Annotated in this window: 17 protein-coding genes; 9 read left to right on the plus strand and 8 right to left on the minus strand. The window is 56.1% G+C overall.

Annotated elements, in window-relative coordinates; translation table 11 throughout:
* Positions 1–139: 139 nt before the first annotated feature.
* The 3 genes from QQF33_RS17425 to QQF33_RS17435 are packed head-to-tail and all read left to right on the plus strand — an operon-like array spanning position 140 to position 3,463.
* Positions 140–1,408 (plus strand): PTS sugar transporter subunit IIC, encoded by a 1,269-nt coding sequence (locus QQF33_RS17425; protein ID WP_285158313.1) that lies wholly within the window; start codon positions 140–142, stop codon positions 1,406–1,408.
* 12 nt (positions 1,409–1,420) lie between these two features.
* Positions 1,421–2,731: a 6-phospho-beta-glucosidase gene (locus tag QQF33_RS17430; protein WP_285158314.1), complete on the plus strand. Its 1,311-nt coding sequence runs from the start codon at positions 1,421–1,423 to the stop codon at positions 2,729–2,731.
* Positions 2,732–2,740: 9 nt separating this feature from the next.
* A complete protein-coding gene (locus tag QQF33_RS17435; RefSeq protein WP_285158315.1) occupies positions 2,741–3,463 on the plus strand; it encodes a glucosamine-6-phosphate deaminase in 723 nt (240 codons plus the stop codon).
* 28 nt (positions 3,464–3,491) lie between these two features.
* On the opposite strand, the gene QQF33_RS17440 is transcribed toward QQF33_RS17435, so the two are convergent.
* Both QQF33_RS17440 and thiI read right to left on the minus strand, forming a co-directional pair.
* Positions 3,492–4,217: a GntR family transcriptional regulator gene (locus tag QQF33_RS17440; protein WP_285158316.1), complete on the minus strand. Its 726-nt coding sequence runs from the start codon at positions 4,215–4,217 to the stop codon at positions 3,492–3,494.
* Between the two features lie 74 nt (positions 4,218–4,291).
* Positions 4,292–5,740, minus strand: coding sequence for a tRNA uracil 4-sulfurtransferase ThiI (gene thiI / locus QQF33_RS17445; protein ID WP_285158317.1), 1,449 nt, complete (start codon positions 5,738–5,740; stop codon positions 4,292–4,294).
* Between the two features lie 193 nt (positions 5,741–5,933).
* Between thiI and xseB the strand changes: the two genes are divergently transcribed.
* From xseB to QQF33_RS17465, 4 genes are all read left to right on the plus strand, one after another.
* Entirely contained in the window at positions 5,934–6,176 is a 243-nt protein-coding gene (xseB, locus tag QQF33_RS17450; RefSeq protein WP_100777420.1) for an exodeoxyribonuclease VII small subunit, read from the plus strand.
* Positions 6,177–7,076: a (2E,6E)-farnesyl diphosphate synthase gene (gene ispA / locus QQF33_RS17455; protein WP_282492636.1), complete on the plus strand. Its 900-nt coding sequence runs from the start codon at positions 6,177–6,179 to the stop codon at positions 7,074–7,076. It begins immediately after the preceding gene.
* A 26-nt stretch (positions 7,077–7,102) separates the two neighbouring features.
* Complete coding sequence (dxs, locus tag QQF33_RS17460) at positions 7,103–8,965, plus strand: 1-deoxy-D-xylulose-5-phosphate synthase (RefSeq protein WP_285158318.1); 1,863 nt, start codon at positions 7,103–7,105, stop codon at positions 8,963–8,965.
* Between the two features lie 68 nt (positions 8,966–9,033).
* On the plus strand, positions 9,034–10,008 hold the full coding sequence (locus QQF33_RS17465; protein WP_285158319.1) for an aldo/keto reductase: 975 nt from the start codon (positions 9,034–9,036) through the stop codon (positions 10,006–10,008).
* A 131-nt stretch (positions 10,009–10,139) separates the two neighbouring features.
* Here the strand turns inward: QQF33_RS17465 and thiL are convergent, their stop codons facing one another.
* From thiL to nrdR, 5 genes are all read right to left on the minus strand, one after another.
* Positions 10,140–11,111: a thiamine-phosphate kinase gene (gene thiL, locus QQF33_RS17470; RefSeq protein ID WP_285158320.1), complete on the minus strand. Its 972-nt coding sequence runs from the start codon at positions 11,109–11,111 to the stop codon at positions 10,140–10,142.
* A gap of 77 nt (positions 11,112–11,188) precedes the next feature.
* Positions 11,189–11,608 carry a transcription antitermination factor NusB gene (nusB, locus tag QQF33_RS17475; protein WP_100777425.1) on the minus strand — a complete coding sequence of 140 codons (420 nt, stop codon included), beginning with the start codon at positions 11,606–11,608 and terminating at the stop codon, positions 11,189–11,191.
* A gap of 21 nt (positions 11,609–11,629) precedes the next feature.
* A complete protein-coding gene (ribH, locus tag QQF33_RS17480) occupies positions 11,630–12,100 on the minus strand; it encodes a 6,7-dimethyl-8-ribityllumazine synthase (RefSeq protein ID WP_095280979.1) in 471 nt (156 codons plus the stop codon).
* Between the two features lie 87 nt (positions 12,101–12,187).
* Positions 12,188–13,291, minus strand: a complete 1,104-nt coding sequence (ribD, locus tag QQF33_RS17485; RefSeq protein ID WP_285158321.1) for a bifunctional diaminohydroxyphosphoribosylaminopyrimidine deaminase/5-amino-6-(5-phosphoribosylamino)uracil reductase RibD — start codon at positions 13,289–13,291, stop codon at positions 12,188–12,190.
* A gap of 4 nt (positions 13,292–13,295) precedes the next feature.
* A complete protein-coding gene (nrdR, locus tag QQF33_RS17490; protein ID WP_064325018.1) occupies positions 13,296–13,745 on the minus strand; it encodes a transcriptional regulator NrdR in 450 nt (149 codons plus the stop codon).
* A gap of 153 nt (positions 13,746–13,898) precedes the next feature.
* Between nrdR and QQF33_RS17495 the strand changes: the two genes are divergently transcribed.
* Positions 13,899–14,438, plus strand: a complete 540-nt coding sequence (locus QQF33_RS17495) for a SadB/YajI family lipoprotein (RefSeq protein ID WP_095280977.1) — start codon at positions 13,899–13,901, stop codon at positions 14,436–14,438.
* 267 nt (positions 14,439–14,705) lie between these two features.
* Positions 14,706–15,590, plus strand: a complete 885-nt coding sequence (locus tag QQF33_RS17500) for a nucleoside-specific channel-forming protein Tsx (protein WP_285145227.1) — start codon at positions 14,706–14,708, stop codon at positions 15,588–15,590.
* Positions 15,591–15,667: 77 nt separating this feature from the next.
* On the opposite strand, the gene QQF33_RS17505 is transcribed toward QQF33_RS17500, so the two are convergent.
* Entirely contained in the window at positions 15,668–17,053 is a 1,386-nt protein-coding gene (locus QQF33_RS17505) for a M24 family metallopeptidase (RefSeq protein WP_285158322.1), read from the minus strand.
* Positions 17,054–17,065 lie beyond the last annotated feature (12 nt).

Genomic DNA, 17,065 nt, shown 5'->3' on the forward strand with positions numbered 1-17,065 from the left:
ATCTTTCTTTCTGAGATGGCTTCTCATCGCATTCATTCCGTGAAAGACTCACTTCAACTGGCATATACCAGTTAGACACTTCGCCCCCTACCAACACAGATAACGGCGAAGAACAGAAATCTCTTCTGGAGTAAGCAATGTGATTACATTTCTTGAGAACAGAGTCATTCCTGTCCTGATTCGCGTCGGCGAAAACAAAATCCTGGTGGCGGTGCGTAACGGCATCGCCCTGACGCTCCCCTTCACCATTACCGGCAGCCTGTTTCTGATCCTCGCGAATTTACCGATTCCGGGCTGGACCGACTGGCTCGGCCCGTACGCCGAGAAACTGAGCGCGCCAGTTGCCGTGACTTTCGGCGCTATCGGGCTGATTTCCGCCATCGGCATCAGCTACAACCTGGCGAAAGAGTACAGCCTCAACGCTTTAACCTGCGCCATCGTCACGATGGTGGTTTTTTTACTGGCCCAGCTCAACGATAAGTATCAGCTCAATGTCGATAATCTGGGGGCCGCCGGGCTTTTCTCCGCCATTATTCTGTCGATTCTGACGGTGCAAATTGTCCGCATCTTCATTCATCATAACGTGGTGATAAAACTCCCCGACGGCGTTCCGCCGGCGGTCGCGCAATCTTTCGCAAGCCTGATTCCGGCGGCGGTGGCGATTACGCTTATCTGGTTCGTTAGGGTCATTCTTAACTTCGATATTAATAACTTCTTCACGCTGATTCTCAGCCCGCTGGTCACCGGCTTAGGTTCGCTCCCCGGCATGCTGGTATTAATCTTTTTAATTTCACTTTTGTGGTGCTGCGGCATTCACGGGGATAACGTCCTTTCGGGGATCACTGCGCCTATCTTCCTGAAATATATCGCTGAAAACACCCAGGCCTATTTGCACCACCAGCCGATTCCGCACATTACCGCCGACGGGTTTTATATCGTCTTTATGTGTCTCGGCGGCACCGGGGCGACGCTCGGGTTAGTGATGGCGATGATGCGCTCGCGCAGCAAGCTCTATAAATCCGTCGGCAAACTCTCTTTGCCCTCCGCGATATTTTGCATCAACGAGCCGGTGATATTTGGCTGCCCGATTGTCTTCAACCCATTGCTGATGATCCCTTTCACCCTCACCCCGATGATTCTCTGTATTTCGACCTACGCCCTGATGTATTTCGACATCATTGGCCGCCCGGTGCTGCAAATTCCCTGGACCATGCCGCCGATTTTCGCCGCGTGGTTCGTGACCGGGGGCAATATTCCTGCCGTGATTTGGTCGGTCTGTACCATTGCTATTTCAGCCCTCGTCTGGCTGCCGTTTTTCAAGCTCGCAGAACGCAAACAGTTAGAAACCGAAGCGGCGGAAGAACATTCGCGCCGTGAAGCAGAAAAACTTCCCGATCCCATCTTGTAAAAAGGATTCACGATGAAAAAGCTCAAAATTGTCACGATTGGTGGTGGCTCAAGCTATACGCCGGAATTGATCGATGGATTTATCAAACGCTATGACGAACTCCCGGTCACCGATTTCTACCTGCTGGATATCGAAGAAGGCAAAGAGAAGCTGGAGATCGTCGGCAAGCTCGCCCAGCGCATGGTGGAAGAAGCCGGTATTCCGATGAACATTCACCTGACGCTGGATCGCGAAGCAGCCCTGAAAGATGCCGATTTCGTCACCACCCAGCTGCGCGTCGGCTTCCTGGATGCGCGCATCAATGATGAGAAAATCCCGCTGAAATACGGCGTCCTCGGCCAGGAAACCACCGGCCCCGGCGGGTTTATGAAAGCTCAGCGCACTATTCCCGTGCTGCTCGATATCTGCAAAGCGATGGAAAAATGGTGCCCGAACGCGTGGCTGATTAACTTCACCAACCCGGCGGGCATCGTGACCGAAGCCATCACCCGCCACTCGGCGATCAAAACCATCGGGATTTGCAGCGGTGCCAACAGCATGATGATGGACATCGCCAAAGCCTATGACGTCAAAAAAGCGGATATTTACGCGCGCATTATCGGCCTGAACCACCTGATTTTTGCTGATAAAATTTACGTGAAAGGTGACGATCTTACCGATGATTTTATCGAGAAGCTGGCCGTCGGCAGCGCCAACAACTCGCTGAAAAACATCCCGGATATCGGCTTTACCGCGCGCTTCGCTCGCGCCCTGCACATGTATCCGATCTCCTATCTGAAGTACTACTTCCTGACCCGCGAAATGACGGAGACGGCGATCCGCGATTCAGAGAAAAAAGGCACGCGCGGCGAGCAAACCCGTGAGATTGAGAAAAAGCTGTTTGAGCTGTATCAGGACCCGAGCCTGAACCACAAACCGAAAGAGCTGGAGCAGCGCGGCGGCGCGTGGTACTCGGACACGGCCTGCTCGATCATCAGCTCAATTTTCAATGACAAGAAAGAAGTTCACGTGGTGAATACCGTTAATAACGGCGCAACGCCGGATCTGCCGGATCACGTCACCCTGGAAACCAACGCCGTGATCGATAAAAACGGGGCTCATCCGCTGGCCTACGGCAGATTGCCGGTGAAAATTCGCGGGCTGATCCAGAGTGTCAAAGCCTACGAAGAGCTCACCGTCGAGGCCGCCGTCACCGGGGATTACACCACCGCCCTGCTGGCGCTGAGCATCAACCCGATTGTGCCATCCGCCGCCATTGCCGAGCAGATCCTCGACGAGTATCTGGAAGTGAACCACGCTTATTTACCTCAGTACAAACGCTAAGGAACTGCGATGAACGTTGAAATTGTTGAAGATTACCCGGCGCTCAGCGCCACCGTGGCCCAGCGCGTGATGGATTCTGTGACACGCAAACCCGATGCCCTGATCTGCATTGCCGGGGGCGATACGCCGCTCGGCGTGTTTGATGCTCTTGTACGCGCCAGTGAAGAAGGAAAAGTCGATTTTTCCCGCGCGGCATTTGTCGGTCTGGACGAGTGGTTAGGGCTGGGCAAAGCCGATAAGGGAAGCTGTCGGGAGATGGTCTGGGGGCATTTTTTCAGCCGTCTGACGCTGCGCGATGATCAGATCTGCTTCTTTGACGGCTTAACCTCTGACCCGAAGGAGGAGTGCCGCCGCGTCGATCGTTTCATCCGCGAACACGGCGGGATCGAAACGATTGTTCTGGGCATCGGCATGAATGGGCATATCGGCTTTAACGAGCCGGGAGCGGCCATTGATACGGAGTGTCACGTGGTCGATCTGGACGAGGTTACCCAGTTGGTTTCGGTGAAATATTTCGGTCAGGCGCGCGAGGTGAAACAGGGGATTTCCCTGGGGATGAAAACAATTCTGGCGGCGAAGTCGGTAATTGTGATGGCCAGCGGGGAGAAAAAAGCCGCTATTGTGGCGCAAACCCTGCGCTCAGATATCGACGCCAGTATCCCGGCAACGCTACTAAAAAACCATCCGCAGGTGCAAATGCTGGTGGATAAAGCCGCCGCGACTCAGCTTTAATTGACTCTGGCAGGCGCATTCGCGCCTGTCATCTTTCAATGCGTAGATTCTTAACCCGGAACAGATCCGCGCGGTTATAGCTGATCGAATAGTTAAAGGCTTTCTTGTCGCTCAGGCGGGTAACTTCGGTAATTTTTAGCATCGCGTCTCCCGGTTTTATATCCAGCAGCGTGGCTAATTCGCGGTCAAAAAGCGCCGCTTCAATCAATGAATCCGCGTCGCTGATTTTTTTCCCGGTGTACTCTTCGATATAACCGTACAGCGATCCCTTTTCCAGAACAGACTGGGGAATATCCGCGATGGTTTGCACGGGAATATTGGTGTCCTCCACCAGCACGGGCTGACCGTCCAGAAGACGAACGCGGCGGATAAACCAGACGTCGTTGCCAGGTTGAATCTCAAGATGTTGTGAAAGCGCGGGATCGGCCTGAATGGTCGTAAAGGTGATTAAGCGGCTGGTGACATTTACGCGTCCCTGGAACTCGCGAGAAAAACCGAGAATGCTGTCGCTCTTTTCATTGTTAAGGATATAGATATTGCTGGCGGTATTTTTCAGCACGAACATGCCTTTGCCATGAATGCGCTCGATATACCCTTCCTGAACCAGGTTCGCCATCGCTTTTTGCACCGTCACCCGCGTCACGTTATACACGCTTGCGAGGTCACGCTCGGACGGAATGCTTTCCCCGATTTTATATTTCTGGTCGAGAATATCCTTTTTAAGCTTCTCTTTTATTTCCAGGTATTTATGCATGATTCCCTCGCGACGAGCCCAAAAAAAAGCCGGGTGGCGGCTGCGCCTTACCCGGCCTACATGGTACGCGATACTTACGGGCGATACACCTTCACATTAGTGAAGCCCTGCTCGCGCAGATAGAGCGCCTGCAGGCGGCTCATCACGCCGCGCTCGCACCACAGAAGATAGGTTTTGTCTTTCTCCAGATCGCCAAACTTAGTGCTCAGCTTGTAGAACGGCAGAGAGACAACTTCCACGCCCTCCACTTTCAGCGGGCTGGCGTCCTGCTCGTCAATGGAGCGAATATCCACGATCACGTCGTTGGCGCTGAAACCGGTGACAGTTTCCACTTCCACCACTTCCTGATCTGTCTGCTGGGCGATTTCACGGATATCGACGTTCGTCGCTTCGGCAACCACTCTTTCAAGAATGTCGAAATCGAAGTTCTGCTCTTCCGCTTCGATCTTCGCCTTCACCGCTTTCACGGTCGGGCTTTTCGAAATCACGCCGCAGTATTCCGGCATGGTACGGGCAAAATCTTCGGTGCCGATTTCGCGCGCCAGATCGATGATGTGCTCTTTGTCGTGGGAGATCAGCGGACGCAGGATCAGCGTATCGGAGACGTTATCGATCAAACGCAGGTTGGTCAGCGTCTGGCTGGAGACCTGGCCCAGGGCTTCGCCCGTCACCAGCGCCTGCACGCCGTAGCGCTCGGCCACTTTAGACGCAGCGCGCACCATCATACGTTTCAGCACCACGCCCATCTGGCCGTCGTCCACTTTTTCGAGGATTTCGCCGACCACAGGCTCGAAGTTGATCGCCACGAAACGCACGCGGTGGGAGCTGCCGAAGCGGTTCCACAGGTAATGCGCCACCTGACGAACGCCGATTTCGTGCGCGGCGCCGCCGAGGTTAAAGAAGCAGTAGTGTACGCGGCAGCCGCGACGCATCAGCATGTAGCTGGAAACGCCGGAGTCAAAACCGCCGGAGATCAGGGACAGTACGTCTTCCTGAGTCCCGATCGGATACCCGCCGATCCCTTCGTAGCGGCCTTTGACCAGCAGCAGGCGATCGTTTTCGATCTCCAGATTGACGGTCACTTCCGGGTTGGTCAGCTTCACGCGCGCGGTTTCAACGTGCTGGTTCAGACCGCCGCCGACATAGCGTTCGGCTTCGATCGAGCTGAATTCATGCTTGCCGCGACGCTTCACGCGCACGCAGAAGGTTTTGCCTTCGATCTGATCGCGGTACTGGGCCAGCGCCAGTTCAAAAATATTGTGCAGTGAGGTGAAAGGAACATCTTCCACATCCAGAATATGGTGAATACCGGGAATGCGGGTCAACGCATCGCGAATATCCAGACGCTTGTTTTCGTCTTTCGCGCGTACTTCAACATGATCCCAGTGACGAACCACGGCAAGGGTTTCGTCATAATCTTTTAAAACGTTACGAATGTTTCCGGTCAGGATTTTAATAAAGCGCAAACGCACAGATTGGCTTTTGATGGTGATTTCCGGGAACAATTTAATGATAAACTTCATGGCGGCAATGTTTCGTTGGCAAGCCGGTAAAGGCTTGTGATGGAAAAGAGTACAGCAGCCCACACCCGTGGCTGCATCCAGGCGCGGAAGTATACCACTATAGCGGTGCTCCTGTGCACATTGCGCGTTATTTGCTTATCCGCCCGAGTCCGCTACCATGACGGGGCTGAAAATAAGAGAGTCAATATTCACTATGCCGAAGAAAAATGACGCACCAGCCAGCTTCGAAACTGCGCTGAGTGAGCTGGAGCAAATTGTCACTCGTCTGGAAAGTGGCGATCTGCCGCTGGAAGACGCGCTCAATGAATTCGAACGCGGCGTGCAGCTTGCGCGCCAGGGGCAGGTTAAATTGCAGCAGGCGGAACAGCGCGTGCAGATCCTGCTCTCCGATAGCGAAGACGCTGCCACGACCCCTTTCACACCGGACGCTGAGTAAATGGATTTCACCCAAGCGCTTCAGGAATGTGTGGAACGGGCCAACGACGCGCTGCGCCGTTTTATCGAACCACAGCCTTTTCAGAACACTCCACTGGTTGAAGCCATGCACTATGGCGCACTCTTAGGTGGAAAGCGTCTGCGCCCGTTCCTCGTCTATGCGACGGGCAATATGTTTGGCATCAGCGACAGCACGCTGGATGCCCCAGCCGCCGCCGTGGAGTGTATTCACGCTTATTCGCTGATCCACGATGATTTACCGGCGATGGATGACGACGATTTACGTCGCGGCCAGCCGACCTGCCACATTAAGTTTGGCGAAGCCAATGCCATTCTGGCCGGTGATGCGTTGCAGACCCTGGCGTTCTCGATTCTGAGCGATGCGCCGATGGCCGAAGTGTCCGACCGCGACCGTCTGGCGATGGTCTCCGAACTGGCGATGGCCAGCGGGATCGCCGGAATGTGCGGCGGCCAGGCTTTAGATCTGGAGGCGGAAGGTCGTCAGGTTAATCTGGAACAGCTGGAGCGCATTCATCGCCATAAAACCGGCGCACTGATTCGGGCAGCCGTTCGCCTGGGCGCGCTGAGCGCCGGTGAGCAAGGTCGCAAAGCCCTGCCGGTTCTGGACAGATACGCCGAATCTATCGGTCTGGCTTTCCAGGTTCAGGATGACATTCTGGATGTGGTGGGCGATACTGCAACATTGGGAAAACGTCAGGGTGCAGACCAGCAGCTTGGCAAAAGTACCTACCCCGCCCTGCTGGGCCTTGAGCAAGCCCAACGTAAAGCCCGGGACCTGATCGATGATGCCCGCCAGTCTCTGAATCAGCTGGCCGCACAATCGCTCGATACCTCGGCACTGGAAGCGCTAGCGGACTATATAATCCAGCGTGATAAATAAACATACTAAATCTCGATGAGCCTTTGATGAGTTTTGATATTGCCAAATACCCGACACTGGCGTTGGTTGACTCCACCCAGGAGTTACGTCTGTTGCCGAAAGAGAGCCTGCCGAAGCTGAGCGACGAGTTGCGTCGTTATCTGCTCGACAGCGTGAGTCGTTCCAGCGGACATTTCGCCTCCGGGCTTGGCACGGTGGAGCTGACCGTTGCGCTGCACTACGTCTATAACACGCCGTTTGACCAGTTGATCTGGGATGTCGGCCATCAGGCTTATCCGCACAAAATTCTCACCGGTCGTCGCGATAAAATCGGCACCATCCGCCAGAAAGGCGGGCTGCATCCGTTCCCGTGGCGGGGTGAGAGCGAGTATGACGTGTTAAGCGTCGGCCACTCGTCCACGTCGATCTCTGCGGGCATCGGGATTGCCGTCGCGGCTGAAAAAGAGAACAAACAGCGCCGCACCGTCTGCGTGATTGGCGATGGCGCCATCACGGCGGGTATGGCGTTTGAGGCGATGAACCACGCGGGCGATATCAAGCCCGATATGCTGGTAATCCTCAACGACAACGAAATGTCGATCTCAGAAAACGTCGGGGCGCTCAACAACCACCTGGCGCAGCTGCTCTCGGGCAAACTCTACTCCAGCCTGCGCGAAGGCGGCAAAAAAGTCTTCTCTGGCGTACCGCCGATCAAAGAGCTGCTGAAACGCACCGAAGAACACATCAAAGGCATGGTGGTGCCGGGCACGCTGTTTGAAGAGCTGGGTTTTAACTACATCGGCCCGGTGGACGGGCACGACGTGCTGGGCCTGGTCACCACGCTCAAAAACATGCGCGACCTGAAAGGCCCGCAGTTCCTGCACATCATGACCAAAAAAGGGCGTGGCTACGAGCCTGCGGAAAAAGATCCGATTACCTTCCACGCCGTACCGAAATTCGACCCGACCAGCGGCTGCCTGCCGAAAAGCAGCGGCGGGATGCCGAGCTACTCTAAAATCTTCGGCGACTGGCTGTGCGAAACGGCGGCCAAAGATAACAAGCTGATGGCCGTGACTCCCGCCATGCGCGAAGGCTCCGGCATGGTCGAGTTTTCCAAAAAATTCCCGGATCAGTATTTTGACGTGGCGATTGCCGAGCAGCATGCGGTGACTTTCGCGGCCGGTCTGGCGATTGGCGGCTATAAGCCGATCGTGGCGATCTACTCCACCTTCCTGCAGCGCGCCTACGATCAGGTGATCCATGACGTGGCGATCCAGAAACTGCCGGTGCTGTTTGCTATCGACCGCGCGGGTATCGTCGGTGCCGACGGACAAACGCACCAGGGCGCTTTCGATCTCTCCTTCCTGCGCTGCATCCCGGACATGGTGGTGATGACGCCGAGCGACGAGAACGAATGCCGCCAGATGCTGTTTACCGGCTATCACTATCAGGATGGCCCGAGCGCGGTGCGTTATCCGCGCGGCAATGCGGTCGGCGTTGAGCTGGAACCGCTGGCGAAACTGCCCATCGGCAAAGGCCTCGTGAAGCGTCGCGGTGAAAAACTGGCAATCCTCAACTTCGGCACTCTGATGCCGGAAGCGGCGAAAGTCGCGGCATCCCTTAATGCCACCCTGGTGGACATGCGTTTTGTGAAGCCGCTCGATGAAGCGTTAATTCTCGAGATGGCGGCAAGCCATGATTCGCTGGTGACCCTGGAAGAAAACGCCATTATGGGCGGCGCGGGTAGCGGCGTGAACGAAGTGCTGATGGCGAATCGCAAGGTCGTTCCGGTGCTGAATCTCGGTCTGCCAGATCACTTTATTCCACAAGGCACTCAGGACGAAGCCCGCGCGGCGATTGGCCTGGATGCCGCGGGCATTGAAGCGAAAATTCTTAACTGGCTGGCGTAATATCCCCCCTCTTTTCCCTCCTGCTATGCTTAAAGGATGTGTTTTAAGCAATCAGCAGGAGTGGAAGCATGCAATACAATACATTAGGAAAAACAGATCTTAAGGTTTCCCGTCTTTGTCTGGGCTGTATGACCTTTGGTGAACCCGCACGGGGAAACCATGCCTGGACGCTCCCGGAAGAGAGCAGCCGTGTTATCATCAAACGCGCCTTTGACGGCGGCATTAACTTCTTCGATACCGCGAACAGCTATTCCGACGGCAGCAGCGAAGAGATTGTCGGCCGCGCGCTGCGTGATTTTGCCCGCCGCGACGAAGTCGTCGTCGCCACCAAAGTTTACTACCCGTCCGGCGATCTGACCGAAGGGCTTTCCCGCGCGCAAATCCTGCGCTCCATTGATGACAGCCTGAAACGCCTGAACATGGAGTATGTGGATCTGCTGCAAATCCATCGCTGGGATTACAACACGCCGATCGAAGAGACTCTGGAGGCGCTGAACGACGTGGTGAAAGCGGGTAAAGCACGCTACATCGGCGCGTCGTCGATGCATGCCTCACAGTTTGCCCAGGCGCTGGATTTGCAGGCGCAGCACGGCTGGGCGCGATTTGTCACCATGCAGGATCACTACAATCTGATCTATCGCGAAGAAGAGCGCGAGATGCTGCCGCTGTGCTATCAGGAGGGCGTGGCGGTGATCCCCTGGAGCCCGCTGGCGCGTGGGCGTTTGACCCGTCCGTGGGGGGAAACCACTGCGCGCTCGGTTTCCGATGAAGTCGGGAAGAATCTGTATAACGACACCGAAGCCAGCGATGCGCTGATCGCTGAACGTCTGGCAGGAATCGCCGAGGAGACGGGTGCAACGCGCGCGCAGGTGGCGCTGGCATGGCTTCTGAGCAAACGCGGAGTTGCGGCACCGATTATCGGTACTTCGCGCGAGGAACAGTTAGATGAGCTGTTGAATGCGGTGGATTTGACGCTAACGCCGGATCAGATCGCCGAGCTGGAGACGCCGTATCAGCAGCATCCGGTGGTGGGGTTTAAATAGTCAGGGTTGTGCGGCCTGATGCCCTCACCCCGGCCCTCTCCCACGGGGAGAGGGAGAAAACATAAAAAACGGCAACGATGTTGCCGTTTTGCTTTTACCTTGCGCCACCCGGCAACAGGCCGCACACACCATCACGCGAAGTGATCGTACCCTTTCCAGTCGAGCGTCACCGGGGCACCGTTTTGCACAAACTGCATCCCCTCGCTCTCCGGCATAATCTGCCCTATACAGGTGAACGGCGCGCCAAGGTTCCCCAGCGCCACATCCAGCGTACCGCGATTCAGCTCCGGCACGGTAAAGCACAGCTCGTAATCTTCGCCGCCGGACAGCGCCCAGCGCAGCGCCTGCTCAGGCTCGACGTGTTGACGAATCTGCTCTGAGAGCGGGAAGGTATCGAGATCGACGCGTGCACCCACACCGCTGGCCTTGAGGATATGGCCAAGATCGGAAATCAAACCATCCGACAAATCAATCGCCGAACTGGCACGCTCGCGCAGGGCCTGACCGTGCAGGATGCGCGGCGTCGGGCGCAGATGACGCTTCACCAGATACGCCGCGTCGTCCGCGTCTTTCACAGTAAGGCGGTCCTGCAAAATCGCCAGCCCCGCCGCGCTGTCGCCCGGCGTGCCGGTGACATAAATCCAGTCGCCCGGCTTCGCGCCCGAGCGTTTCAACGCGCGACCCATCGGCACATAGCCGTGGATCGCCAGCGTCATCGACAGCGGACCGGCCGTGGTATCACCGCCAATCAGCTGCATATCGTAATAGTTGAGTTGCTCAAACAGCGCGTCGCTGAAGGCTTCAAGCCAGGCTTCATCGACGTTCGGCAAGGTCAGTGCCAGCGTCAGCCACGCAGGGTCAGCCCCCATCGCCGCCAGATCGCTCACGTTAACGGCCAGCGCTTTGTACGCCAGATCCGCCGGATCGATATCCGCGAGGAAATGACGCCCGCACACTAAGGTGTCGGTGCTGATCGCGAGGGTCTGTTTTTCGGGAATATTAAGAAGTGCGCAATCGTCGCCAATGCCCGTTTCAACATCAAGACGGGAGGTACGAACACGGTCAAAATAACGGGCAATCAGGGAGAATTCGCCGCATGCCATACGTTATGCCTCAGCAAATAAAATAAAAAAACCGGAGCCGCACAGCCAGGCGGCGGTGCGAAACTCCGGTCTGCGGATCACTTTTTGTGGGGACGGATCGCAGGTGCGGCTTTATCCAGCACGCCATTCACAAATTTGTGGCTGTCTTCAGCACCGAAGGTTTTCGCCAGTTCGATAGCTTCGTTGATGGCCACTTTATAGGGCACATCCTGACGTTTAGACAGCTCAAACAGCGCAATGCGCAGCACTGCTTTCTCAACCTGGCCCAGCTCTTCGAGCAGACGGGACAGGTACGGCTTCATCAGACCGTCGAGATACGCGCTATTAGTCGCCACTCCCGACAGCAGTTCACGGAAGTACAGAACGTCAACGTCTTTGACGTCTTGTTCCGCCAGGAACTGGTATTCAACATCAGCGATGTCGTTCTGGGACAACTGCCAGGAGTAGAGCGCCTGGACGGCACACTCACGGGCGCGGCGACGAGCAGCAGGTTTCACGGAATTCCCCTTACAAAAAAATCAGGCCTTAATGGCTTTCAATACGTTGATCATTTCCAGCGCGGTCAGTGCAGCTTCTGCACCTTTGTTACCGGCTTTGGTGCCAGCGCGTTCGATGGCTTGTTCAATACTTTCGGTGGTCAGTACGCCGAATGCGACAGGGATTTCAGAATCCTGTGCCACGTGCGCCAGACCATTGCTTGCACCACCCGCCACGTATTCGAAGTGAGCAGTGCCGCCACGAATGACCGTACCCAGCGCAATCACCGCGTCGTATTTACCGGTTTTCGCCAAAGCGCCCGCTGCCAACGGCAGTTCGTAGGCACCTGGAACCCAAACAACGGTAATATTGTCATCTTTGACCTGGCCAATACGTTTCAGGGCGTCAATCGCACCGTCCAGCAGGCTGTCGTTGATGAAGTTGTTGAAACGCGCAATAGTGATGGCGACGCGAGCGTCCGGGGTAGCAACAGCAGCTTCAATAATATTCATACTCTTCCTTTACGGGTTCATTTGGCCCCGCAGGGGGGCGGATTTTATCATAATACTTCGCGCACTGCTTCTCTATTTCAGAAAGCCTCACGCAGGGGTTAAATGCAGGCACACGTCCGGGCCAACCTGCCGAATTTCGCTAAATTTGAGCTGCGGTGCGTCGACCAGTTTTTCAAGGCCGGGCAGCACAAACAGGCCGCGCGCATCGTCACCTAACAGTTTAGGCGCAACGTAGACAATCAGTTCATCCACCAGCCCTGCCTGCAACAGCGCACCGGCAAGCGTCGGGCCAGATTCGACCCAGATGCTATTCACCTGCTGTTTGCCGAGCAGCATCATCATCACCACTAAATCGATGTGGCCGTTATGCTCTGGCACCATGAAGCTGCGCACCGTTTCCGGCCATTCGCGGCCATCTTCCTGAGTGCGCGCAATCCAGGTTTCGCCCGGCTGCTGCACGATGCGGTGCGCGGGTGTGACGCGATTCTGACGATCCAACACGATGCGCAGCGGCTGGCGCAGATTCACTTGCGGATAGAGCGCCTGGGTGTCGGCGTCGAGCTCGTCCCAGCGCACGGTCATCGCCGGATCATCCGCCAGCACCGTTTCACTGCTGGTGAGGATAGCATGGCTTTGCGCGCGCAGACGTTGCACATCGCGCCTTGCCTGAGGAGAAGTAATCCACTGGCTTTCACCGCTGGCCATCGCCGTACGGCCATCGACGGATGCGCCCAGCTTCAGCTGGATGTACGGAAAACCGGTCCGCATGCGCTTGAGAAAACCTTTATTCAGCGCCTCGGCATCGTTCATCATCAGCCCGTGGCTGACGTCGATCCCCTCTTGCTGCAGGCGATACAGTCCGCGCCCCGCCACCTGCGGGTTCGGGTCCTGCATAGAGGTGACGACCCGCGCCACACCCGCCGCGATTAGCGCTTCGCAGCATGGCGGCGTGCGCCCGTGATGGCTGCAGGGCTCCAGCGTCACATAGGCCGTCGCGCCGCGGGCTTTTTCGCCCGCCATACGTAGCGCGTGAACTTCGGCATGCGGCTCACCGGCGCGATAGTGAAAACCTTCGCCGACGATCTCGCCGTCTTTGACAATGACGCAGCCAACGTTCGGGTTGGGATGGGTGGTGAATCGTCCGCGCTGCGCGAGCTTCATCGCTCGCGCCATGTAAATCTCATCCTGCATGGGCTTAATCCTGTAGGCGGGCGATCTCTTCGCCGAATTCTTTGATGTCTTCGAAGCTGCGATAGACAGACGCGAAGCGGATGTAGGCCACTTTATCGAGCTTTTTAAGCTGCTCCATCACCAGGTTGCCGATCATTTTGCTCGGCACTTCGCGTTCGCCGGTGCCACGCAGGTGCGATTTAATGTGATTAAGCGCCATTTCGACGTCATCTGCGCTGACTGGCCGTTTTTCCAGTGCTTTTAGCATCCCTCTGCGCAGTTTCTCTTCGTTGAACGGCTCGCGCACATCGTTACTTTTCACCACGCGCGGCATCACCAGCTCTGCCACCTCGAAGGTGGTGAAACGTTCGTTGCACACCAGACACTGCCGACGACGGCGGACCGAGGAGCCTTCACCTACAAGACGGGAGTCGATTACTTTGGTATCCACAGCGGAACAGAATGGGCAATGCATACGGTGTCCTGGCTATCTGGTTAACTGAACTCTATTTTACCCCGAACTGAGCCCACAACAAAGGAAGAGCGTTTTTGAGACAAAGGATCTATACCTGACGGCGTGTTCCTGACTACCATTAGGGCAATCCGTTATTTCAGGGAATTAAACGCAATGACAAGACGTTACCTAAGAATTCTCGTGGTGGGAAGTCTCTTCACCCTCAGCGCCTGCGCGCAGCAAAGCGAAGTACGCCAGATGAAACAGAGCGTGAACACGCTCAATACGGCGATGACGAAGCTGAACCAGGAGACGGTTAAGATCACCCAGCAAAACGCGCTGAATGCCAAATCCAGCAGCGGTGTGTACCTGCTGCCGGGCGCGAACACGCCTGCCCTGCTGAAAAGCCAGATCGGCACGCTGCGCATGTCGCTGGTGAACGTCGCACCAAACGCCGACGGCACGCGCGCGACGCTGCGTATTCAGGGCCAGTCCAACGATCCGCTCCCGGCGTTTAGCGGCACCGTCGAGTGGGGCCAGCTGCAGGGCACGACCGAGAGTTATCAGGAAGTGAACGTGCAGAATCAGCTGGTGACGGCTCCGGCCAGCGTGCTGGCTCCGAGCGATGTCGATATCCCGCTGCAATTGAACGGTACAACGCCGGAACAGTTAGGTTTCATCCGCATCCACGATATCCAGCCCGCCGTTCAGTAACATCTTCCAGCGGAACGTTTACCGCGTTCCGCTCCCCCTTACATTCCGCAAATATTGGCAACATGAATGATTGCCGTTACAATCCCCGCCGTTTAAAGTACGCAAACGTGAACGCAATCGATTACGCGCATGAGAGATATGTGAAACAACACATATTTTTGTGAGCAGGGATTCCTATAATAGGCTCCGCAGAAACACGAAATATTTAGAAACGCAAATCGCGCATCTTTCACATCCCGGAAGGGATTTTCAATCAGTGGCATGATTATGAAAAAAACATTATTAGCAGCCGGTGCAGTTCTGGCACTTTCTTCCTCTTTCGCTGTTAACGCAGCAGAAAATTCAAAACCTGAATATGTTTCCGACTGGTGGCACCAGAGCGTCAACGTGGTAGGCAGCTACCACACCCGCTTCGGACCACAGATCCGCAACGATACCTACCTGGAATACGAAGCTTTCGCCAAGAAAGACTGGTTTGATTTCTACGGTTACGCCGATGCCCCGGTCTTCTTCGGTGGTAACACCGACGCGAAAGGTATCTGGAACCACGGTTCTCCGCTGTTCATGGAAATTGAACCGCGCTTCTCTATCGACAAGCTGACGGGCGCAGACCTGAGCTTCGGTCCGTTCAAAGAGTGGTATGTGGCGAACAACTACATCTACGACATGGGCCGCAACAAATCCGGTCGTCAGAGCACCTGGTACATGGGTCTGGGTACGGACATCGACACCGGTCTGCCGATGAGCCTGTCCATGAACGTGTATGCAAAATACCAGTGGCAGAACTACGGTGCGTCTAACGAAAACGAGTGGGATGGCTACCGTTTCAAAGTGAAATACTTTGTGCCGATCACCCAGCTGTGGGGCGGTAACCTGAGCTATATCGGCTTCACCAACTTCGACTGGGGTTCCGATCTGGGCGATGACAACTTCATCGACAACAACGGTAAGCAGGCGCGCACCAGCAACTCTATCGCGTCCAGCCACATCCTGGCGCTGAACTACGATCACTGGCACTACTCCGTAGTTGCGCGTTACTGGCACAACGGTGGTCAGTGGAACGACGACGCAAGCCTGAACTTCGGCGACGGTGATTTCAGCGTTCGCTCTACCGGTTGGGGTGGTTACCTGGTTGTGGGTTACAACTTCTAATCCCAACCGCACGAACCGTAGGCCGGATAAGCGAAGCGCCATCCGGCATCAAAAGCCAGCTCAATGCTGGCTTTTTGCTATTTACAGACCAGCGCCCGCCCCTGCTCCAGCAGCCACGGACGCAAATAGCCCACGGTGTTAGACATCGGCAGCACCTCATCCGGCAGCTGAATACCGATATGCTCCGCAATGTACGCCCGGCGCGCCACCACCCGCTCCCACAGCGCTGGATACTCACTCGCAAGCGCCTGACGCAACGGCTCATCCGCCAGCGCCAGAGTATCCTCAATGCTTGCCCCGGCGTATCCGGCTCGGGAAGGAATAATGTCGATCTGCAGCAGCATCCCGCTTCGCAAGAGAGCATCTGATTTCGGGCCAATCGGCGAGCAGAGCCACTCTTCATCCGCCACCAGATGCCCCGGATTCAGGTGCCAGTGGTACTCGGCTTTCGGCAGAACCTGCTCAATCAGGTCATACATCTCCCCGCCGTGCATCCCGATGTGCAGATGTTCAAGCCAGGTCACCACCGCCTGGAAATAGGGCTTCGCTACCACGTCGAGATAGTCAGCAACCGCGGGCGCCAGCTCCGATGCATCCGCCACGACGTAAGCCGCCCGGCTGCTTAACCCGCCTTTGTAGCTGGCGGTGAGCGAGAATTTATCCCCGCGCTGAATAAGTTTGTCGCTGGGGTAGAGATTGGCAAACGCGAAACGATCGCCCGTCGCCGCGATCGTCACCACGTTGTTCGGCTGCCCTTCTGCCGCCAGCAGAGAAGCGATCTCTTTTTCGGTTTTACCGGGCGCGATGGCGTTTAACGCCGTAAGGATCGCCGAGGAAGCCAGGTTGGCGCCATATTCGTAGTGCGCGATTTCATTGGCATTGTTGGTTGTGCGGGCTCCGCCGTCAGGATCGATAAAAATCCCGGTAGCATTGCTCAAATGCGCAGTACCCTCACCCGCCTGGCGAATCGCATCGACGATAAACGCAGGCAGATCGAACATCTGATTCACGTCATCGCCCTTGCCCGTAAACAGCTTCCAGCCCGCCAACCCGAAGGTTTTACCCGCCGTCACGCCAGCGGATTTCAGCAGCGCCGGCAGCGACTGTTGATTATCCATCGGCTGATTCGGCAGCGAAAACCACGGCGCATGGACAACCCGATTCTCGAGTCGCGCATGAGCCGCCAGCTTGAGGTTTTCATTCCCCAGCACCAGAACCGCTTCGCCCGTAGAATGCAGCACCAGCAGCGCCTCTTCAAAGCGCGGAATAAAACCGGTGAGGTATTCAAAGTTGCCGCCGTGCTCTTTGTCGGCGTAGATAACCAGCGCGTCCAGCCCCTGCTGCTGCATGCGGAGCAATACTTTAGCTTTACGCTCACGCAAGGTTTCATCGCTTAGCGTAACGGAAGGGATGCCGTGCCAGACGGCAGGCTGGGGAACAGAAGAAAGGGTGACCATCGGCATTACTCCATGTCG

The sequence above is a fragment of the Lelliottia wanjuensis genome (genome assembly GCF_030238365.1).
Lineage (GTDB): Bacteria > Pseudomonadota > Gammaproteobacteria > Enterobacterales > Enterobacteriaceae > Enterobacter > Enterobacter wanjuensis.